The sequence below is a fragment of the Nocardioides sp. 31GB23 genome (assembly GCF_040012395.1).
Lineage (GTDB): Bacteria > Actinomycetota > Actinomycetes > Propionibacteriales > Nocardioidaceae > Nocardioides > Nocardioides salarius.
The window spans coordinates 26,966-46,403 of the sequence record NZ_JBDYKJ010000035.1 but is presented as its reverse complement, the minus strand read 5'-3'; the positions used below and the strand labels follow the sequence as shown (position 1 = coordinate 46,403).

Genomic DNA, 19,438 nt, shown 5'->3' with positions numbered 1-19,438 from the left:
GTCGTTCGTGACCACTGCAGCGGTGGCCACCGTTGGTCGAGCAGTGACGAGCGCCAGCGAGGAGCGTCGCCGAGACCCGGTGACGTGCCCACGCGCCGTACGCCATGGGCTTGCGGGGTCTCGGCGTCGCTCGAGCCTTCGGCCCTCGCTGCTCGACCAACGGTTGCCGTTGGTCGAGCAGTGACGAGCGCCAGCGAGGAGCGTCGCCGAGACCCGGTGACCGTCGTGGTCGCCGTACCCCGTGTGCTCACTGGGTCTCGGCGTCGCTCGAGCCTTCGGCCCTCGCTGCTCGACCAACGGGTGCCGTTGGTCGAGCAGTGACGAGCGCCAGCGAGGAGCGTCGCCGAGACCCGGTGACCGTCGTGCTCGCCGTACGCCGTGGGCTTGCTGGGTCTCGGCGTCGCTCGAGCCTTCGGCCCTCGCTGCTCGACCAACGGCGGGCCCTCAGCGGGCGGCCACCCGGTCCGGCGCCCGCACCCGACCACGGGAGACGCGCACGACGCGACCCTCGTCGGCGGCCACCCGCAGCGCGCGGGGGAAGCGGCCCGGACCCCAGAAGTGGGCGTTGACGGCGTCGGCGAGATCGGCGACCGCCATCTCCTCGTGCTCGGCCATCGCCGCGCTGATCAGTTCGATCTCGGAGTCCAGCGCCCGCTCGGACGGCTCGTCGGGGGCGGGTGGGAGCCAGGGCGAGCCGACCCCTCGGCCGGGGCCCGGGCGGTAGCGCCGGCTGCCGGTGCTACCCGCCAGCTGTCGGGCCCGACGATCCCGGATGCGCGCGTCGCGCTCGCGGCGCTCGACGGCCCCGGGGTCCTCGCGGTCCCCGTCGTCCTCGGACCCGTCGTCCGCGGACTCCTCGCCGGAGTCCGTCTCCTCGTCGCTGGTCAGCGGCGCGGCGAGGCTCTCGAGGTCGCTCTTCTCGGCCTTGACGCCGAAGGCGAGCTCGACGAGCCCGCCGATCGCCATCACGCCGGCACCGATGTAGAAGGCCAGCGCCACCAGGCTGCGGTCGCCGGACTCGATGAGGCGCCCGAAGAGCAGCGGGCCGGTGATGCCGCCCACGGCGGTGCCGACGGCGTAGAAGAACGCGATCGCCAGGGCCCGCGTCTCCATCGGGAAGATCTCGCTGACCGTCAGGTACGCCGCGCTCGCGCCGGAGGAGGCCAGGAAGAAGGCCGCGGCCAGGATGGCCAGGAAGATCCAGCGGTTGCCCTCGGTGCCGGTGAGGTAGAGACCCAGCACCACCGCGACAACCGCCGAGCCCAGGTAGGTGCCGGCGATCATCGGCTTGCGGCCGACGGTGTCGAAGAGGCGGCCCAGGGTCACTGGTCCGGCGAAGTTCGCCAGCGCCCAGACGATGACGAAGAGCGGCACCATTCCCGAGGAGACGTCGTAGAAGCCGTTGAGCAGGGTGCCGAGGTTGAACGTGACGCCGTTGTAGATGAACGCCTGGCCCACGAAGAGCGCCAGGCCCAGCACCGCCCGCTTCGGGTACCTGGTGAAGGCCACCTTGGCGATCTCGCGGAACGGGATCGCCTTGCGCTGGCGGACGACCAGGGTGTCCTCGGGCTCCTCGAGCTCCTGCCCGGTCTCCTCGCGCACGTCGTCCTCGATGTCGCCGACGATGCGCTCGGCCTCGTCCTCCTGCCCGTGGATGAACAGCCAGCGAGGGCTCTCGGGGACGTGGCGGCGCACCACGAGGATGGTCAGCCCGAGCACCGCCCCCAGCCCGAAGGCCAGGCGCCACCCGAGGTCGGCGGCGAAGATGGAGGTGTTGAGCAGCACCAGCGCCAGCGCCGAGCCGGCCGCGGAGCCGAGCCAGTAGGAGCCGTTGATGGTCAGGTCGACGCGCCCGCGCACGCGAGCCGGGATCAGCTCGTCGATGGCCGAGTTGATGGCGGCGTACTCACCACCGATCCCGGCACCGGTGAAGAACCGGGTGACGTAGAAGAACAGCGGCGTGGTCGCGAACGCCGTGGCGACCGTCGCGACGATGTAGACCGCCAGCGTGATCAGGAAGAGCTTCTTGCGGCCCCACCGGTCGGTGAGCTGGCCGAAGAAGAGCGCTCCCAGAGTGGCGCCCACGATGTAGATGGCCGCAGCGAGGCCGATCTGGCCCGCGCCGATGTCGATGCCCGAGCCGTCCTCGGTGAGCCGGGCGGCCACGTTGCCGACCATGGTCACCTCGAGCCCGTCGAGGATCCACACCAGGCCCAGGCCGAAGACGACGCGCCAGTGGAACCTCGACCACGGAAGCCGGTCCATCCGGGCCGGCACCTTGGTCTCGATGCGCCCGAGCTCCGCCGTGCTGCTCATCGGGCCACCCCCGTCGCCGCGACGCCCTCACGGCGCTGGCGCAGCCAGCGCCACACCCGCAGCGGGAACATCCCCAGCAGGGGCGCCTTGCGGCCCAGGTCGCCGGAGGCCGGGCGGTCGAAGGCCGCGGCGTAGTGGGCGGCGGCCCGGGCGGAGGCGTACTCCTTGGAGCCGCCCGCCCCGCAGCCGCGCTCGCAGGCCCAGGTCATCACCGCCCCCTCGCTGCGGAAGCGGTGGCGGTGGTCCAGCAACCGACACGTCAACGGCGGCGCCGTGGTCGGGGGCGCGGTCGTGGTCATGGGGGCTCCTCTCGTCGCGGCCCCCGCGTCCTCGGGTCGACGAGGGGACCACCCCGACGACTACCCGGGGCTCCGACGGACCCGGTTCACCCTCCCGGGCAGGGTCGCCCGGTCGGGCGAAGCCGCCGCAGGCCGGCGGGGGAGACCACCGCCGTGACCGGACGGTCGTGCGGCTCGCGGGGCACGTCGAGGCCCACCTCGTCGTCGTGCAGCAGCACGCAGGTGAAGGTGTCGACGGGCACCCGCGCCAGCGCCCGGTCGTAGGAGCCGCCGCCCCGGCCGAGCCGCATCCCGTCGGCGGCCACCGCGAGGCCCGGCACCAGCAGCACGTCGGCGCCCGCCACCGCGTCGGGGCCCAGGCGCTCACCGTCGGGCTCGAGCAGGCCACGCGTGGCCGGGCGCAGGTGCCCGTCGCCCTCGTGGCGCGACCAGTCCAGGTCGCCGTCGGGCAGCAGCACCGGCAGCAGCACCCGGCGGCCCGAGGCGCGCAGCGCCTCGAGGAGGAGGGCGGTGCCGGGCTCGCCGCCCACCGAGACGTACGCCCCCACGGTGGCCGCGCGGCGTACCTCGGGGCTGGCCAGCAGGTGCTCGGCGACCGCCCGGGCGACCTCCTGGCGCTCCAGGAGCGGGCGGCGGCGACGGGCGGTGAGCACCCGGTCTCGCAGGGCGGTCTTGGCCGCGCTCACGGCTCGCGCCGCCCTGGATCGTCCTGCCCTGTGGAGGGGGTTTGCTCGCACCGCACGGGTCGAGCCTACGATCGGTGGTATGGGTTCCCCTGGCTTGCGCGCTGCCCGCGAGAAGATGAAGGCCGAAGGTGTCGACGAGGTCGCCATCGAGACGTTCGCGCACTACTACCGCCTGCTCGAGCACGGCGAGACCGGGATGATCCCCGAGTCGAGCATCGAGCCGGTCGACATGGAGTCGCTGGCCGACGTCGAGGTGGCAGACGAGACCGCCGCCGAGGCGATCGCCAAGACGGTCGTCATCAAGCTCAACGGCGGTCTGGGCACCTCGATGGGCATGGACCGCGCCAAGTCGCTGCTGTGCGTGCGCCGCGGGCTGTCCTTCCTCGACATCATCGCCCGCCAGGTGCTGCACCTGCGCCAGCAGCACCGCGCCACGCTGCCGCTGATCTTCATGAACTCCTTCCGCACCTCCGGCGACACCATGGCCGCCGTCGCGCGCTACGAGGACCTCGCCGTCGAGGGCCTGCCGCTGGAGTTCCTGCAGAACAAGGAGCCCAAGCTCCTGGCCAAGGACCTCTCGCCGGTCAGCTGGCCCAAGGACCCCGACCTCGAGTGGTGCCCGCCGGGCCACGGCGACCTCTACACCGCGCTGCGCGGCACCGGGCTGCTCGACCAGATGATCGAGGCGGGCTACCGCTACGTCTTCGTCTCCAACTCCGACAACCTGGGTGCGGTGCCCGACCCCCGCGTCGCCGGCTGGTTCGCCTCCTCGGGCGCGCCGTTCGCGATCGAGGCCGTGCGCCGCACCGCCTCGGACCGCAAGGGCGGGCACTTCGCGCGCCGCAAGAGCGACGGGCGCCTGGTGCTGCGTGAGACCGCGCAGACCCTCGACGAGGACAAGGCCGCCCTCGGCGACCTCGACCGGCACCGCTACTGCTCCACCAACAACCTGTGGTTCGACCTGCAGGCGATGAAGGACGCTCTCGACCAGCGTGAGGGCATCCTGGGCCTGCCCCTGATCAAGAACGTCAAGAACGTCGACCCCGGCGACGCCTCGTCGCCGAAGGTGGTGCAGGTCGAGACCGCGATGGGTGCCGCCATCGAGGTCTTCGAGGGCGCCCGGCTGATCGAGGTCGGCCGCGACCGGTTCGTGCCGGTCAAGACCACCAACGACCTGCTGGTGCTGCGCTCCGACGTCTACGCGATCGGCTCCGACTTCGTGCTCGACCAGGAGGCCGAGCAGGTGCCCTACGTCGAGCTCGACGAGGCCTACTACAAGCTGGTCGGCGAGTTCGACAAGCGCTTCCCCGAGGGTGCCCCCTCGCTCAAGCGCGCCGAGCGCCTGACCATCGAGGGCGACGTCACCTTCGGGCACGGGGTCTCGGTGGTCGGCGACGTCACCGTCGGCGGCCGCTCGGCCCAGCGCGTCGATCCCGGCGCCGTGCTGAGCGGCGACCCGGATGCCTGACGCGCCCGAGCCGATCAGCGTCGAGGAGCACCTCGAGCACGTCCTCGCCGCGGTCCGCCCGCTGCCGGCCTACCAGCAGCCGCTGATGGAGTCGCTGGGTCTCTCGGCCGCCGAGTCGGTGGTCTCGCCCATCGCCCTGCCGCCCTTCGACAACTCCGCGATGGACGGCTATGCCGTGCATCGGGCCGACGTCGTCGGCGCCGGGCCCGACGAGCCGGTCGAGCTGCCCGTGGTCGGCGAGATCGGGGCCGGCAACGCGCGGCTGCTGGCGCTCTCGCCGGGCACCGCGGCCAAGATCATGACCGGTGCCCCGATGCCGGCCGGTGCCGACGCGGTGGTGCCCTACGAGTGGACCGACCGCGGCGTGGCCCGGGTGCGCATCGAGCGGGCGCCCACCGAGGGACAGCACGTGCGCTGCTCGGGCGAGGACGTCTCCGTCGGCGACCTCCTCATCGACGAGGGCACCGTGCTCGGCCCGCGCCACCTGGGCCTGCTGGCCTCGGTGGGGCGCGCCACCATCGCAGTTCGCCCGCGCCCGCGGGTGGTGATCCTCTCCACCGGCACCGAGCTGCGCGAGCCGGGCACCCAGCTGGGCCACGACTCGATCTACGACGGCAACTCCTACCTGCTGGCAGCCGCGGCACGCCGCGCCGGCGCCCTGGCCTACCGGGTCGGGATCGTCCCCGACCAGCCGCGCGCGTTCCTCGACGCCCTCGAGGACCAGCTGGTGCGCGCCGACGTCGTGGTCACCTCGGGCGGCATCTCGATGGGCGACTACGACGTGGTCAAGGAGGCGCTGTCGCCCCTGGGCACCGTGTGGTTCGGGCCGGTGGCGATGCAGCCCGGCAAGCCGCAGGGCTTCGGCACGGTCGGCGAGGACGACACCCTGATCTTCACGCTGCCCGGCAACCCGGTCTCGTCGTACCTGTCCTTCGAGCTGTTCGTGCTGCCGGCACTGCGCGCGATGATGGGGCTCACCCCGGTCTCGCGGCCGCTGGTGCCGATGCGGCTGACCCACGCGATCACCTCGCCCCCGGGGCGGCGCCAGTTCCTGCGCGCCACCACCGAGCCCGGCCACGGCCGCGTCAGCCCGGTCGGCGGGCCCGGCTCGCACCTGGTCGGCGACCTGGCCGAGGCCGACGCGCTGGTCGTGGTGCCCGAGGACGTCACCCGGCTGCCCGCCGGGGCCGAGGTGGACGTGATCCACCTCGACTCGGGGCTGGAGGGCGGTCACTGATGGCTGACCGGCTGACCCACGTCGACGAGCACGGCGCGGCCCGCATGGTCGACGTCTCCGACAAGGCCGTCACCGCCCGCACCGCCCGGGCCTCCGGCCGGGTGCTGGTCTCGGCGCAGGTGGTGGGGCTGCTGCGCGGCGAGGGGGTGCCCAAGGGTGACGCGCTCGCGGTGGCCCGGCTGGCCGGGATCATGGGCGCCAAGCAGACGCCGTCGCTGGTGCCGCTGTGCCACCCGCTGGCGCTCTCGGGCGTCGAGGTCGACCTCGCCGTGGCCGACGACGCGGTCGAGATCGCCGCGACGGTGCGCACCACCGACCGCACCGGCGTCGAGATGGAGGCGCTGACCGCCGTCTCGGTGGCGGCGCTGACCGTCGTCGACATGGTCAAGGCCGTCGACAAGGCCGCCGTGATCACCGACGTGCGCGTCGAGACCAAGAGCGGCGGCCGCTCGGGCGACTGGGCCCGGCCGTGAGCCTGCCCGCCGGCGTCGTCGTCGCCTCCAACCGCGCGGCGGCCGGGGTGTACGACGACACCACCGGCCCGCTGATCGTCGCCGCCCTGCGCGACCTGGGCTTCGTCGTCGACGAGCCGGTCGTGGTGCCCGACGGCGACCCGGTGCGCGAGGCGATCGCCGCCGCGGTCGCGGCCGGCGCCCGGTTGGTGCTCACCACGGGCGGCACCGGGCTGACCCCCACCGACCGCACCCCCGAGGCCACCCGGGCGCTGCTGGAGCGGGAGGTGCCCGGCATCGCCGAGGCGATCCGCGCCCACGGGCTGGCCAAGGGCGTGCCGACGGCGATGCTGTCGCGGGGCCTCGCCGGGGTCGTCGGCTCCTGCCTGGTGGTGAACCTGCCGGGGTCGCGGGGCGGGGTCAAGGACGGCCTCGAGGTGCTCGCGCCGGTGCTGGTGCACGCCGTGGAGCAGGTCGTCGGGAGCGACCATTGAGCCGTCCGCGCCCGGCTGTGCGACGCGGCTGGCCGGTGCGGCTGCGCCACGGTGAGGTGCTGCTGCGCCCCATGCGGGTCTCCGACGCCGAGGCCTGGCGCCGGGCGCGCCAGCAGAACGCCGCGTGGCTGGTGCCGTGGGACGCGACCGTGCCGCCCGGGGGAGACCCTCGGCCCACGACCTTCCGGGCGCTGGTGTGGCGGATGCGCCGCCAGGCCCGGCAGGGCACGACCTACCCGTTCGTCGTCGAGGTCGGCGGCCAGTTCGCCGGGCAGGTGACGCTCAACAACGTCGTCGGCGGCTCCGCCCAGTTCGGATCGGTCGGCTACTGGATCGACCGGCGCTTCGCCGGGCGGGGGATCATCCCGCTGGCGGTCGCGATGGTCGTCGACCACGCCTTCGCCGAGCTCGGCCTGCACCGCGTCGAGATCGCGATCCGTCCCGAGAACTCGAACTCGCTGCGCGTCGTCGAGAAGCTCGGCGCCCACGAGGTGGGCTACGCCCCCCGCTACCTGCACATCGACGGCGCCTGGCGCGACCACCGGCTCTACGCGATCACCGCCGAGGACGTGCCTCCGGGCGGGCTGGTCGGGCTGGTCACGGACAGCTGAACCCCACGAGTCACACCAGCAATTTGCGACACACTGGTGGACATCCACCCCATCCTGCGCTAGCGAACCTAGGGTCGAGCCCGTGGACCTGAGCGCACTGATCTTCGTCGCCCTCGCTGTGGCGTGGGCCGTCTACCTGGTCCCGAAGGCGCTCAAGCACCACGACGACGTGGTGCGCAGCCGTTCGGTCGACCGCTTCTCCCAGACGATGCGGGTGCTGGCCCGCCGCGAGCCGGTCAGCCGCCGCTCCGCGCGGCTGGTGGTCACCCCCGGGCGGGCGTCCGCGCCGCCCGTGGTGGTCACCAAGGCCAGCAGCGCCTCGGTCGGCAGCGAGCCGGCCCCGGCCTCGACCCCGGCCCCGGTTCCGGCGGTCGAGACCAGCCTCGACGCCTCCGCGCTGCCGCCGGTGCGGACCCCGGCCCAGCGCCGGGCCGCGGCCAACCGCGCCGCGCGCCGTCGCCGCCGCGTGCTCGTCGCCCTGCTGGGCGCCCTGGCGGCCGTCGGCGTGCTGAGCATCGCAGGCCTGCTCGGCCCCGCCTACCTGGGCGTCCCGGGTGGGCTCCTGGTGGCCTGGCTGGTGGCCTGCCGGCTGATGGTGCGCCGCGAGACCGGCCTCGCCGGCCCGCTGGCGCGGATCCCCGCCGTGCCGCTCGACGACGACGGCGCGCAGACCGAGGTCCCCGCCGCGGACGAGGCCGACATGACCGACGTGACCGATGACGCCGCGGAGGGGCCGCAGACCGAGGAGGTGCCGGTCGTGCAGCCCGAGGTGGCTGCCGAGGCACCCGCGGCCGGCTGGGACCCCGTGCCGGTGACCCTGCCGACGTACGTCACGAAGCCGGCGGCCGAGCGCCGCACGGTGCGCACCATCGACCTCGACTCCACCGGGGTGTGGACGTCGGGGCGCACCGAGGTCGACGCCGCGCTCGCCCGGGAGGGCGACCAGGCCGAGCGGGAGCGCCGGGCCCGGCGCGACCAGGGCGACGAGGGTCGCGCGGTCGGCACCTGAGCCGTCCGCCCGGGTCCACCACCCGGGGGTCCCGATTCGGCACCGACCGGGCCGGGTGCTAGCGTTTCTCGAGCGTCTTCGGGCGCGATGGGGCTGTGGCGCAGTTGGTAGCGCGTCTCGTTCGCAATGAGAAGGTCAGGGGTTCGAATCCCCTCAGCTCCACCACACGCGGGTCCGCACGACGGCAGAGCACGCCGGTGCGAATGCCTGCATCGCTCCCGGGCGCCGGTCGTCACCAGCCGCTCGCCGGCCCCCGCAAGGGGCCTCCGCCACCTCCGCGCGGGCTCACCGGCGATTGCTAGGCTCGGCCGTCCCGCGGGCATCGCTCCTGCTCAGTGCTGCGCCGGCTCGACTCGTGCGGGGTGCTGTGCCCGGTCGAGGAAGGGTCCGCGATGACGTTGATGTGGCTGCTGGCCGCCCTCGCGGCGGTGCCCGTCCTGGCGGTTCCGCTGACCGGCGCCCTGGGGCGTCGGGCCGGGTGGCCGATCGCGATCGCCTTCCTCGTCCTCGCCGTCGCGATGGTGCCCGCCGCGCGAGAGGTCCTCGACGGTGGCGAGACCACCTGGACGGCCGCCTGGCTGCCCGCCCTCGACGTCGACCTGGCGCTGCGCCTGGACGGGCTCGGCCTGGTCTTCGTGATGATCGCCCTGGTCATCGGCGCGGCGGTGCTCGTCTACTCCGTGGAGTACCTCGACGAGGGCCGCCAGCTTGGCTTCTACCTGTGGATGACCGTCTTCGCCCTCGGCATGGTCGGCCTCGTCCTGGCCGACGACCTCGTCCTGCTCTTCATGTGCTGGGAGATCACCTCCCTGGCCTCCTTCCTGCTGATCGCCCGGTCCGGCTCGGGAGCCGAGTCGGCGTCGGCGCGCACGCTGTTCATGACCTTCTTCGGCGGGCTCACGCTGCTGCTGGCGGTCGTGCTGATGGTCGTCGCCACCGGCACGACGTCGCTCTCGCAGGCGCTGTCCTCCGAGGTGTGGGCCGAGCGCCCCGGCCTCACCGCCGTGGTCGCCGTCCTGGTGGCGGTCGCGGGCTTCACCAAGGCCGCTCAGTTCCCCTTCCACCCCTGGCTCCCCGACGCGATGGCCGCCGCCACCCCGGTGAGCGCCTACCTGCACGCCGCCGCGGTGGTCAAGGCCGGCATCTACCTGATGCTGCGCTTCTCCGAGGCGTTCTCCGAGGTGCCGGTCTGGAACGCGCTGCTGATCAGCGTGGGCCTCTTCACCGCCGCGATGGCGGCGCTCTTCGCCTTCCAGCAGCACGACCTCAAGCGGCTGATGGCCTACTCGACGGTGAGCCAGCTGGGGCTGATCACCGCGGCGATCGGCGTCGGCACCGAGAAGGCGCTGACCGCAGCCGTGATCCACACGATCGCCCACGCGTTGTTCAAGTCCGGGCTCTTCATGATGGTCGGCGTCATCGACCACGCCGCCGGCACCCGCGACATCCGACGTCTCCCCGAGCTGCGACGGGTGATGCCGTGGAGCTTCGCGACCGTCGTCGTCGGCACGGCGAGCATGGCCGGGATCCCGCCGATGCTCGGTTTCGTGAGCAAGGAGACGATCCTCGGCTCGATGCTGGAGGCCCCCGGCCCCGACTGGGTGGGGTTCCTCGCCCTGGCCGCCGCCGGGCTCGGGTCGGTCCTCACCGTCGCCTACAGCGCCAAGATCGTGCTCGGGGGGTTCGTCGACGGGGAGCGGGCCAAGACCTGCCACGGTCCCAGCGCCGGGCTGTTCCTGCCCGCCGCGGCCCCGATCTGGGCCGGCCTGCCGATCGGGCTCGCCGTCTGGGTCCTCGACGTCCCGGTCGAGCGCGCCGTCCAGGCGATGGGCGCGGAGTCGGCGTACGAGCTGAAGCTGTGGCACGGGCTGGCTCCCGAGCTCCTCGTCAGCGCCGCCGCGATCGCTGCCGGCGCCGCGCTGATGACGCGGCGCAGGGCGCTCTACCGCCGGCTCGAGGCCGACCTGCTGCCCGGCACCGGCGCCGACGCGCTCGAGCGGATCTTCGCCGGCGCCGCACGCGTGGGCCGCCGGATCGCCTGGACGGTCGCCGCCGACCACCCGCGCCGCCACGTCGTCCCGCCGCTCGTCGTGCTGACCCTCGTCCTCGGGGCCGGCAGCCTCACGGTCCTCGGTGTCGGTGACCTGCCCGCGACCCAGCCCGACCTGTGGCGGCCGATCGACGTCGGGCTGCTCGCCCTCATCGCCCTCGGTGTCGTCGCCACCTGCCTGGCCGACTCCCGGATCGCCGCCACGGTCGCCCTCGGCGGCGTGGGGATCGCCGTCACCGTCCAGCTCTTCGCGCTGGGCGCGCCCGACGTGGGCCTGACCCAGCTGATGGTCGAGGTGCTGACCGTGGTGGTGATCATGCTGGTGCTGCGCCAGCTCCCGCGCCGCTTCGGGCGCACGCCGCGCCGCCGCGGGGCCGGCCCCCTCGTCCTGGCCACGGGCCTCGGCGTCGCCGCCGGCCTGGCGACCTGGGTGCTGACCGGCCGGCGGGAGCGGTCCGGGCCGGCCGAGTACTACCTCGCCGAGGGCACCGAGGAGACCGGCGGCGACAACCTGGTCAACGTCATCCTCGTCGAGTTCCGGGCCCTGGACACCCTGGGCGAGCTCGCCGTGCTGGGCCTGGCCGGGGTCGCGATCCTCGCCGTCCTCACCACCGTCCCCCCGCGGACCCTCGACCCGCCCGGCTGGACCGACCGCGCCGAGCGGATCCCCCTGCGCCCCGTCGCGACCCTGCGGGACCCGCAGGCCCGGGCGGCGCTGCTCGACGCGCAGAGCAACCTGCGCGCGCTGCAGCTGCTGCTCCGGGTGGTCGCCCCCGTCCTCGTCGTGCTGTCGGCCGTCATCTTCTGGCGCGGCCACAACGCCCCGGGCGGAGGGTTCATCGCGGCCCTCGTCGCCTCGGTGGTCGTGGCCCAGGTCTACCTGTCCCGCCCCGAGGACCGGGCCGTGGGCCCCTCGCGGCTGCACCTCGCACTGATCGGCGGAGGTGTGCTGACGGCCCTGGTCAGCGGACTGCTGGGCTACGCCGACTCCTCGTTCCTGCAGCCGCTCTACGGCACCGTCGCCGGCACCAAGCTCAGCACCTCCTTGATCTTCGACGTCGGGGTCTACGCCGCGGTGCTCGGCCTGGTGATGGTGGCCTTCGACCGGCTCGGGGCCGCGCCACCGGACCGCTCCGCCGCGGAGGAGTCCACCGAGGGGCCCACCGAGGGGCCCGCGATCCTGGAGGGTGCCGCCGAGTCGCCGGGCACCTCGCAGGGCGAGGAGGGGACCGGATGACCGTCCTGCCGATCACCATCGGGATCCTGGTCGCCGGCGGTGTGTACCTGCTCTGCCAGCCGGGCCTGGTGCGCATCGTCTTCGGGATCACGCTGCTCTCGCACGGGGCCAACCTGGTCCTGCTCGCCTCCGGTGTCTCCGCCTGGCGGGGCGAGCCCCTGACCGGCGCGGGGGACCCGGCCGACGCCGGCGACCCGCTGCCGATGGCCTTCGTGCTCACCGCCATCGTCATCACCCTGGCCGTCACCGTCTTCATGCTCGCGCTCGCCCGCATCGGCCACGACGACGACACCCGCCACGTCCCCGACACCGGAGAGGACCACCACGCATGACCGGCTCCCTCCTCCCGCTGCTCGTCGTGGTGCCCCTGCTGGGCGCCGCGCTCGGTGCGCTCGTCCCGGGGCGCCTCGCGCGGGTCCTGCTCGTGCTCGTCCCGGTGGCGACCACCGCCGGCGGTGTCGCCCTGGTGGTCGAGCACGCACAGACCCCCGTGCTGGCCCACGGCGTCGGTGGCTTCGTCCCGGGGATCGCCATCCCCCTGGTCTCCGACACGCTCACCGCCGTGATGATCACCGTCACCGGACTCACCACCACCGCGTGCATCGCCTTCGCACTGGTCACGGGGGAGGCCCGGCTCCGGTTCTTCCCCACCCTGGTGATGATGCTGTCCGCCGGCGTCAACGGGGCGCTGCTCACCGGCGACGTCTTCAACCTCTTCGTCTTCATCGAGGTGATGCTGCTGCCGTCGTACGCGCTGGTCGCGATGACCGGCACCTGGCGGCGGCTGGGCATCGGCCGCCTCTTCGTGGTGGTCAACCTGGTGACGTCGACGATCCTGCTGGTCGGCATCGGCCTGGTGTACGGCGTCGCCGGCTCGGTGAACATGGCGGTCCTCTCCGGCGTCGACGCCGACGACCCGCGGTTCCGGCTGGCGGTGGGCGTGGTCCTGCTCGCCCTGGCCGTCAAGGCCGGCGTCGTCCCCCTGCACGGCTGGCTGCCCCGGGCCTACCCGGCCACCTCGGCCACCGTGATGGCGCTCTTCTCGGCCCTGCACACCAAGGTCGCCATCTACGCGATCTTCCGGATCCACCAGACCGTGCTCGACGGGGCCACCTCGTGGATGGTGCCGCTCCTGGTGCTCTTCGGCGTGACCATGCTCGTCGGTGCCTACGGCTCCCTCGGCGAACGCATGATCCGACGCAGCCTGGCCTGGCAGATGATCGCCGGCGTGGGCTACATCCTCCTCGGGCTCGCGATCGGGACCCAGCTCGGGCTCGCCGCCGGGCTGTTCTACATGGTCCACCACATCCTGGTGATGGGCTCGCTGCTGCTCAGCTCGGGGGCCGTCGAGCGCGCGTACCTGACCCACCAGTTCGTCGGGCTCTCCGGCCTGATGCGCCGCGAGCCGCTGCTCGCGGTGGTCGTGGCGCTCGCGATGATGTCGCTCGTCGGCTTCCCGCCCTCGTCCGGGTTCTTCGGCAAGGTCGGCATCGCCCGCGCCGCCGCCGACCTCGACGGTGCCTGGATCTGGGTGGTGCTCGGCGTCCTGGTCGTGGCCAGCATCGGCACCCTGCTGGCGATGACCAGGCTGTGGGCCGACGTCTTCTGGGGGCCCCCGCTGGAGGAGTCCCCGTCCCGGGGCAAGGGCCACACCGACCTGCCGCCCGTCGACGCCGAGACCCGGATGCAGACGTGGAGCCTGGCGCCCGCCGGCGCGCTGCTGCTGGTCTCGCTCGCGATCTTCGTGGTGCCGGGGCCGTTGTGGGAGCTGTGCCTGCAGGCCGCCGACGGCCTGCTCGACGTCACGGCGTACGTCGAGGCGGTGACCGCGCCATGACGCTCCTGCGCCTCGCCCTGGTCTACGCACCCTGGCTGGTCTGGCAGCTGACCGTCTCCGTCCTGCGGCTGGCCGCCGACGTGGGCACCCCCGGCTCCGCCCAGCGACCCAGGATCGTCAAGCTCCCGCTCGACGACCTCACCGACCTGGAGGTCACCTTGCTGACCAGCTCGATCACCATCACCCCCGGGACGCTGGTGCTCGGGGTGTCCCCGGCGGCCGGCGAGCAGCCGGCCGCGGCGTTCGTGCAGGCGCTCTTCGGCGAGGACGAGGAGGACGTGCACGCCGACCTGGTCGCGATGCGTGCCCGCGTGCTGGCCGCCACCCGGGGGAGGAGGGCGCGATGAGCGTGCTCGTGGTCGCCGCGATCGTCGTGGTGGTCGTCGCCTCCGCCCTCGGCACCGTGCAGGTCCTGCGGGGTCCCGACGACGCGAGCCGCGCGGTCGCGGGCGACCTGCTCTTCTTCTGCGCGACAGCGGTGTTCGTGCTGGTCGGCGTGCTCGGCTCGATCCCGGTCCTCTACGACGTGGCGCTGCTCGCGGCGCTCTGCGGCATCCTGGCCACGGCGGCCTTCGCCCGGATGCTCACCAGGGGCGAGCGATGAGCGCCGGCGACGTCGGATCGGTGGTGGCGGGGCTGCTGATGCTGCTCGGCTCGCTGTTCTTCCTCGTCACGGCGCTGGGCATGCTGCGCTCGCGCGACGCCATCAGCCGGGTCAACAACCTCAGTCCCGCCACCGGCGCCGGGCTGCCGCTCGTGATCATCGGCGCGGCGGTGCACGACCTGTCCGCCGGCGACCTCACCGTCCTCGACGGGGTCAAGGCGGCCCTGGCCGTCGGGGCCGCGCTGGTCGTGTCGTCGGTGGCGAGCAACCTGCTGGGGCGGGCGGCCTACCGCAGCCAGACCGAGCTGGACCCCCGCACCGTGGGCAACGCCCTCGAGCCGTTCGAGGAGCTCGACGGGGTCGAGCACGACGACTAGCGGCTCCGCGCCGACGTCGGGCCTTGCGCGGCAGGTTAGGCTAACCTAACGATCCGCGGAGAAGCGGGACGTCGTCGGCGCGGAGGAGTGCAGGTGCAGCCAGGTCGAGAGGCACAGGTCGTGCGACCGGCCGAGGGCGCGGACACGCAGGCGACCCACGCGCGGGAGGCCCGAGCGCTCCTGGCCGCGGCGAGCAGCGCCACCCTGCTGACCCGCGAGTGCCACCGGGCTCCGGCGCTCCCCGCCCGGGTCCGGCTCGAGGAGCAGGACGGTGGCCGCCCGCTCGTCGTCGCCGACGCCGGCTCACCGGTCGTCGCGCGCCTGCAGCGCTCCCCGGTGGCCACCCTCGTCGTGCCCGGCCACGACGGCGGACCGGCGCTGCACGTCGTGGCGTCGTACCGGCCGGTGCCCTGCGAGCGTCCCGGCGCTCGCGTCTTCCGCCCCACCCTGCTCTTCGTCTGCGTGGTCGGTCGCGAGCGCCGGGCGGTGCCCGTCGAGGACTTCACGGCGGCCGAGCTCGACCCCTTCGCCGCCGCGCCGCGCCTGCTGCGGCACTGGGGTGCGCGGCACCGGCCCGAGCTGGCCGCCGCGCTGCCGGTCGGGCCGGCCGCGGGGTCGGTGCTCGTCGCGAGCGCGGTCGACCGCGACGCCCTGACCGTGCAGGTGCTCGACGCCGAGGGCGTGCGCAGCCACCGGCTGCCCCACCCCGGCGGCCCCGTGGCCCGGCTCGCCGACGCCGCTGCGGCGCACGGGCTGCCGATCCGGTGAGGGCAGCCTCCCCTTTCTGGAAACGTTCAAGAAAGCCTGCCAGGATGGGGAGCATCCCCGACAGCGACCACGAAGGAGTGCTCTCATGACCGAGACCCTCGACACCGCCACCCCCACCGCGACCCACACCGCCCCGGCCGCGTTCCGCGCCTCGGAGCGGCTCGCCACCCACCTGCAGGCCGTGCTCGTGGACCTGACCGACCTGCACGTGCAGGGCAAGCAGGCGCACTGGAACGTCGTGGGCAAGAACTTCCGCGACATGCACCTGCAGCTCGACGAGATCGTCGACGCCGCGCGCGGCTTCTCCGACGACGTCGCCGAGCGGATGCGCGCGGTCTACGCGCTGCCCGACGCCCGCGCCAAGACGGTCGCGGCGCAGTCCTCGCTGCCGGAGTTCCCGGCCACCGAGGTCGACACCGCCGAGACCGTCGACCGCATCGCCGCCGCGCTGTACGCCGTCGCCGGCACCGCGCGCCGGGTGCACGACGAGGTCGACCAGGAGGACCCGACCTCGGCCGACCTGCTGCACGCGATCCTCGAGCGCATCGAGCAGCTGGCGTGGATGGTCGACGCCGAGAACCGGGTCGCCGGCGCCTCCGCGCCGGGCTCCGTCACTCCCTGATCCGGGCGCGCCCTCCACGGGGCGCACCGCCTCTCCCTGGACCACCGCCCCGGCAGGGGCGGTGGTCCTTGGTCGTCAGGCCCTGGATCACCTGCCCGGGATCACCAGGTGTCGACCGTGGCGTGCAGCGCCGCCAGGTAGCGGTGCACCTCCTCGGCGCCCGCGCCGGAGCGCAGGATGACGTGCAGGCCGAGCAGGCAGGTGGTCAGCAGATCGGTGCGGGTCGCGGCCAGTGCGGCGTCGGCATCCGGCGTGGCGCGGGCGACGAGCAGTCCGAGCACCTCGCGCATCCGGCCGCGGTAGTCGGTGGCGAAGTCGTAGCCGGGCAGGCGGCCGCGCAGCTCGTTGGAGGCCATCACCATCAGGCAGCCGTCACGACCGCGCTCGGAGAGCGAGTCGGCCTCGAAGGCCTCGAGGAAGCGGTGCACGGCCCCGGCGCCCTCGCCGACGCCCTCGATCAGGTCGGTGAACATGCTCATCCGCTGGTCGAGGTAGCGGTGCAGCACCTTGGTGAAGAGCTCCTCCTTGGAGCCGAAGGTGCGGTAGAGGCTCGGCTTGTGCACCCCGCTGGTCTCCACGATGTCGGCCATCGACGTCTGGGTGTAGCCCTGCCGCCAGAAGAGCGCGGTCAGCGCCTCCAGCACGCTCTCCTCGTCGTAGCGCCGAGGGCGGCCGACGGGGGCCTTCGTCGTCGAGCTCATGGTCGCATCCTACGCCGTCCGAGGCTGGATTGACACCGATCGGTAGCAAAGTAATCAGGTGTTGTGTACCGTTCGGTACTGAAGCGATGGACGGACCAGCCCGCCCATCGGCCGGACGACGAGACGGAGCACCCGATGACCGAGTTCACGCTGCACGACGAGACCACCGCCCCCGAGGGCAGCGCGGAGCTGTTGGCGCGCTCGCGCAAGCAGAACGGGATGATCCCGGGGCTGCACGCCACGATGGCCGAGGCGCCCGGCCTGCTCGAGGCCTACCAGCAGGTGCACCAGCTCTTCCTCGACTCCAGCTTCGACAAGGACGAGACCACCGTGGTGTGGCAGTCGGTCAACGTCGAGCACGCCTGCCACTACTGCGTGCCCGCCCACACCGCCATCGCGCTCGCGATGAAGGTCGACGCGGCGATCACCGACGCGCTGCGCGACGGCACACCGCTGCCCAGTGAGCGCCTCGAGGCGCTGCGGACCTTCACCCTGGCCGTCGTGCGCGACCGCGGTGACGTCGACGAGGCCGGCGTGCAGGCGTTCCTCGGCGCCGGGTTCACCCGGCGCCAGGTCCTCGAGGTGGTGCTCGGCGTCTCGCAGAAGGTGATGTCGAACTACACCAACCACCTGGCCCGCACCCCGGTCGACGAGCCCTTCCAGAAGTTCGCCTGGGACGGCGCACCGGTCGCCGTCTGAGCCGCCCGCCCGCGCAGGAAGCCCGCCCCGGCAGTGCCGGGGCGGGCCTCGTGGCGTCGGGAGCCGGTCAGAGGCTGGTGGTGCTGTCCTCCGCCCCGCTGCCCCGACCGAGGGGGCCGCCGTGCCCGCCGCGGCGCCCGGGGCCCCGCAGCTCGCCGGACCCGGCGCGCTCGAGCGCCTCGTCGGCCTCCTCCTGCGTCAGCTCGCCCGCCTCGACGGCCTCGGCGAGACGCTCCTCCAGGCGCTCGAGGTGCTCGGTCCGCATCTCGTCACGCAGGTCGGTCTGCACCTTCTCCAGCGCGGCCGCGACCTCGTCGGCGTCGAGGCCGAGCTCGGCGGCCAGGGCCTCGGCCAGCGCGGCCTGCACCTCGTCGCGGCGGTCCTCGGCGTCCTCGTCGTCGTCGGCTCCCTGTCCTGCGACCTGGGAGCCCTGGTCCTCGGTGTCCTGGGCCAGGGCCGGCACGCCCCAGGCGGCCAGACCGGTGCCGGCGGTGGCGGCCAGGACGACCCCCGCGGTGAACGTTGCTGTGCGACGCATGTCGCGCCTCCTCGGTGCTGTGGGTGGGTCGGGACCAGCCTGCGGGCCCGACCTGTCACCCGGCTCCGGCCGACCTGTGAGGAACCTGGGCGTCCGCCCGCCGAGGGGCCGGGCGCCACGTGGCCAGCAGGGCGAGCGCGAGCAGCAGCTCGATGAGGTCGCCGCCGAAGTACATCAACGAGCCGGCCGCCCGCATCTCGCGCACCGGCTCGTCGACCCGCACCAGCACGCCGGCGTGCAGCAGCTGGGAGAGCGTGGCGTGCACGGCCACCGCGACGCCGAGCGCGACCAGCCGGGCCCGCACCGAGGCCCGCCCCGCCGCGGGGTCGGGCCCCGCGATCGCCCAGGTGAACAGCAGCCCGGCCACGAGCAGGTGCACGTGCACCAGGGCGTGCACCAGCTCGTGGCGGGTGCTCAGCTCGTAGAGCGGGGTCAGGTAGAGCGCCACCAGCCCCCCGCTGCTGAGCACCAGGGCCGGCACCGGGTGGGCCAGCACCCGTCCCACCGGCCCGTGCAGCAGCCGACCCAGGCGGCGGGCGGTGTGGTGCGGCAGCCGGCGCAGCAGCAGCGTCGTGGGCGCCCCCAGCACGAGCAGGAGCGGCGCCAGCATCGCCAGCAGGAGGTGCTGGGCGGCGTGGCCGGCGAAGTCGCGGTCGGCCCAGGCGTCGACGTCCGGCGACAGGGCGAGGACCACCATGGTGGTGCCCGCCAGGAACGAGGCCGTACGCCGCGACGGCCAGCCGCGCCGCCCCCGCTCGAGCGCCGCCGCCCAGGCGTAGCCCGCTCCGGCCAGGCCGGCCAGCAGCAGCGGCGCCCAGCCCAGCAGTCGCGCGGCCAGGTCGATCACAGGTCGATCACCGGCCGCTCACGGGGCGTCGTGGACCCGGGCGCCCCGCTGCAGCAGCCAGCCGCCGACGAGCAGCAGGAGGCCGAGTGCCAGGAAGCCCAGGTCCCACCAGGTCTGGTGCGGCCCGCTGCGCACGTGGTGGATGCCGAGGAGGTGGTGGTCGACGACGCCCTCGACGAGGTTGAAGACGCCCCACCCGGCCAGCACCCAGCCCCACAGGGCGCGCGAGGTCCACACGCGCCCGCGCGAGTGCTGCACCCGGGAGTACAGCAGGGCCAGCCCGCCCAGGACGAGCAGCCAGGTGGCGGTGTGGAAGAAGCCGTCCCACAGCGTGTTGATCTCGAGGCCGTGCACGGTGGTGTCGGGGTAGTAGGGCACCCCGATGTTGTCGGTGTCGGTCGAGGTCAGCATGTGGTGCCACTGCAGGACCTGGTGGATCAGGATGCCGTCGACGAAGCCGCCGAGGCCTGCGCCCAGGAGCAGTCCGGGAGCGGTGAGGCTCGGCGCCCCTGCGCGACCTCGTGCGTGGTCTGGTGCCTCAGTTCGGCCGGCGGCGGGGGTGGGGGGCGTGCTGGAGGGCATGCGG

22 protein-coding genes and 1 tRNA gene are annotated in these 19,438 nt (G+C 73.7%); 16 read left to right on the top strand and 7 right to left on the bottom strand.

Features of this window, described 5'->3' with window-relative positions; genetic code table 11:
• Positions 1-444: 444 nt before the first annotated feature.
• The 3 genes from ABKW28_RS12790 to ABKW28_RS12780 all read right to left on the bottom strand — a co-directional run bounded on the left by ABKW28_RS12790 (position 445) and on the right by ABKW28_RS12780 (position 3,301).
• Positions 445-2,316: an MFS transporter gene (locus ABKW28_RS12790; protein ID WP_348610103.1), complete on the bottom strand. Its 1,872-nt coding sequence runs from the start codon at positions 2,314-2,316 to the stop codon at positions 445-447.
• Complete coding sequence (locus ABKW28_RS12785) at positions 2,313-2,615, bottom strand: hypothetical protein (protein WP_193668600.1); 303 nt, start codon at positions 2,613-2,615, stop codon at positions 2,313-2,315. The genes ABKW28_RS12790 and ABKW28_RS12785 overlap by 4 nt, the downstream gene beginning before the upstream one ends.
• A gap of 86 nt (positions 2,616-2,701) precedes the next feature.
• Positions 2,702-3,301, bottom strand: coding sequence for a 5-formyltetrahydrofolate cyclo-ligase (locus tag ABKW28_RS12780; RefSeq protein WP_348610100.1), 600 nt, complete (start codon positions 3,299-3,301; stop codon positions 2,702-2,704).
• Between the two features lie 79 nt (positions 3,302-3,380).
• On the opposite strand from ABKW28_RS12780, the gene ABKW28_RS12775 reads away from it, so the two are divergent.
• The 15 genes from ABKW28_RS12775 (at position 3,381) to ABKW28_RS12705 (ending at position 16,067) form a co-directional block, all read left to right on the top strand.
• Positions 3,381-4,769 (top strand): UTP--glucose-1-phosphate uridylyltransferase, encoded by a 1,389-nt coding sequence (locus ABKW28_RS12775; RefSeq protein ID WP_193668598.1) that lies wholly within the window; start codon positions 3,381-3,383, stop codon positions 4,767-4,769.
• A complete protein-coding gene (glp, locus tag ABKW28_RS12770; protein ID WP_348610097.1) occupies positions 4,762-6,006 on the top strand; it encodes a gephyrin-like molybdotransferase Glp in 1,245 nt (414 codons plus the stop codon). The genes ABKW28_RS12775 and glp overlap by 8 nt, the downstream gene beginning before the upstream one ends.
• Positions 6,006-6,479, top strand: a complete 474-nt coding sequence (gene moaC, locus ABKW28_RS12765; RefSeq protein WP_193668596.1) for a cyclic pyranopterin monophosphate synthase MoaC — start codon at positions 6,006-6,008, stop codon at positions 6,477-6,479. Before glp ends, moaC begins: the two co-directional genes overlap by 1 nt.
• The gene (locus tag ABKW28_RS12760) at positions 6,476-6,952 is read left to right on the top strand and encodes a molybdenum cofactor synthesis domain-containing protein (protein ID WP_341229670.1); all 477 of its coding nucleotides are present in this window, start codon (positions 6,476-6,478) and stop codon (positions 6,950-6,952) included. Before moaC ends, ABKW28_RS12760 begins: the two co-directional genes overlap by 4 nt.
• The gene (locus ABKW28_RS12755; RefSeq protein ID WP_227491589.1) at positions 6,949-7,563 is read left to right on the top strand and encodes a GNAT family protein; all 615 of its coding nucleotides are present in this window, start codon (positions 6,949-6,951) and stop codon (positions 7,561-7,563) included. Before ABKW28_RS12760 ends, ABKW28_RS12755 begins: the two co-directional genes overlap by 4 nt.
• Before the next feature lie 82 nt (positions 7,564-7,645).
• Positions 7,646-8,572, top strand: coding sequence for a hypothetical protein (locus ABKW28_RS12750; RefSeq protein ID WP_348610094.1), 927 nt, complete (start codon positions 7,646-7,648; stop codon positions 8,570-8,572).
• A gap of 89 nt (positions 8,573-8,661) precedes the next feature.
• Positions 8,662-8,737 (top strand) — tRNA-Ala (locus ABKW28_RS12745).
• A gap of 227 nt (positions 8,738-8,964) precedes the next feature.
• The gene (locus ABKW28_RS12740) at positions 8,965-11,859 is read left to right on the top strand and encodes a DUF4040 family protein (protein ID WP_348610091.1); all 2,895 of its coding nucleotides are present in this window, start codon (positions 8,965-8,967) and stop codon (positions 11,857-11,859) included.
• Positions 11,856-12,191, top strand: a complete 336-nt coding sequence (locus ABKW28_RS12735; RefSeq protein WP_348610088.1) for a sodium:proton antiporter — start codon at positions 11,856-11,858, stop codon at positions 12,189-12,191. The genes ABKW28_RS12740 and ABKW28_RS12735 overlap by 4 nt, the downstream gene beginning before the upstream one ends.
• On the top strand, positions 12,188-13,696 hold the full coding sequence (locus ABKW28_RS12730; protein ID WP_348610085.1) for a monovalent cation/H+ antiporter subunit D family protein: 1,509 nt from the start codon (positions 12,188-12,190) through the stop codon (positions 13,694-13,696). The genes ABKW28_RS12735 and ABKW28_RS12730 overlap by 4 nt, the downstream gene beginning before the upstream one ends.
• The gene (locus tag ABKW28_RS12725) at positions 13,693-14,043 is read left to right on the top strand and encodes a Na+/H+ antiporter subunit E (RefSeq protein WP_348610082.1); all 351 of its coding nucleotides are present in this window, start codon (positions 13,693-13,695) and stop codon (positions 14,041-14,043) included. The genes ABKW28_RS12730 and ABKW28_RS12725 overlap by 4 nt, the downstream gene beginning before the upstream one ends.
• Positions 14,040-14,300, top strand: coding sequence for a monovalent cation/H+ antiporter complex subunit F (locus tag ABKW28_RS12720; RefSeq protein ID WP_193668589.1), 261 nt, complete (start codon positions 14,040-14,042; stop codon positions 14,298-14,300). The genes ABKW28_RS12725 and ABKW28_RS12720 overlap by 4 nt, the downstream gene beginning before the upstream one ends.
• Positions 14,297-14,677 (top strand): monovalent cation/H(+) antiporter subunit G, encoded by a 381-nt coding sequence (locus tag ABKW28_RS12715; RefSeq protein ID WP_193668588.1) that lies wholly within the window; start codon positions 14,297-14,299, stop codon positions 14,675-14,677. The genes ABKW28_RS12720 and ABKW28_RS12715 overlap by 4 nt, the downstream gene beginning before the upstream one ends.
• Positions 14,678-14,770: 93 nt before the next feature.
• Positions 14,771-15,445 carry a hypothetical protein gene (locus ABKW28_RS12710; RefSeq protein ID WP_193668587.1) on the top strand — a complete coding sequence of 225 codons (675 nt, stop codon included), beginning with the start codon at positions 14,771-14,773 and terminating at the stop codon, positions 15,443-15,445.
• A gap of 85 nt (positions 15,446-15,530) precedes the next feature.
• A complete protein-coding gene (locus tag ABKW28_RS12705) occupies positions 15,531-16,067 on the top strand; it encodes a DNA starvation/stationary phase protection protein (protein WP_193668586.1) in 537 nt (178 codons plus the stop codon).
• A 101-nt stretch (positions 16,068-16,168) separates the two neighbouring features.
• On the opposite strand, the gene ABKW28_RS12700 is transcribed toward ABKW28_RS12705, so the two are convergent.
• Entirely contained in the window at positions 16,169-16,768 is a 600-nt protein-coding gene (locus ABKW28_RS12700) for a TetR/AcrR family transcriptional regulator (RefSeq protein ID WP_348610079.1), read from the bottom strand.
• Between the two features lie 135 nt (positions 16,769-16,903).
• Here ABKW28_RS12700 and ABKW28_RS12695 point away from each other — a divergent pair, with 135 nt between their 5' ends.
• The gene (locus ABKW28_RS12695) at positions 16,904-17,467 is read left to right on the top strand and encodes a hypothetical protein (RefSeq protein ID WP_348610077.1); all 564 of its coding nucleotides are present in this window, start codon (positions 16,904-16,906) and stop codon (positions 17,465-17,467) included.
• A 67-nt stretch (positions 17,468-17,534) separates the two neighbouring features.
• On the opposite strand, the gene ABKW28_RS12690 is transcribed toward ABKW28_RS12695, so the two are convergent.
• Genes ABKW28_RS12690 through ABKW28_RS12680 form a run of 3 tightly spaced genes read right to left on the bottom strand, consistent with a single transcriptional unit; the run spans position 17,535 to position 19,434 of the window.
• On the bottom strand, positions 17,535-18,005 hold the full coding sequence (locus ABKW28_RS12690) for a hypothetical protein (RefSeq protein WP_348610074.1): 471 nt from the start codon (positions 18,003-18,005) through the stop codon (positions 17,535-17,537).
• A 55-nt stretch (positions 18,006-18,060) separates the two neighbouring features.
• A complete protein-coding gene (locus ABKW28_RS12685) occupies positions 18,061-18,852 on the bottom strand; it encodes a cytochrome c oxidase assembly protein (RefSeq protein WP_193668582.1) in 792 nt (263 codons plus the stop codon).
• Between the two features lie 18 nt (positions 18,853-18,870).
• The gene (locus tag ABKW28_RS12680; protein ID WP_348610071.1) at positions 18,871-19,434 is read right to left on the bottom strand and encodes a DUF2243 domain-containing protein; all 564 of its coding nucleotides are present in this window, start codon (positions 19,432-19,434) and stop codon (positions 18,871-18,873) included.
• Positions 19,435-19,438: the final 4 nt, after the last annotated feature.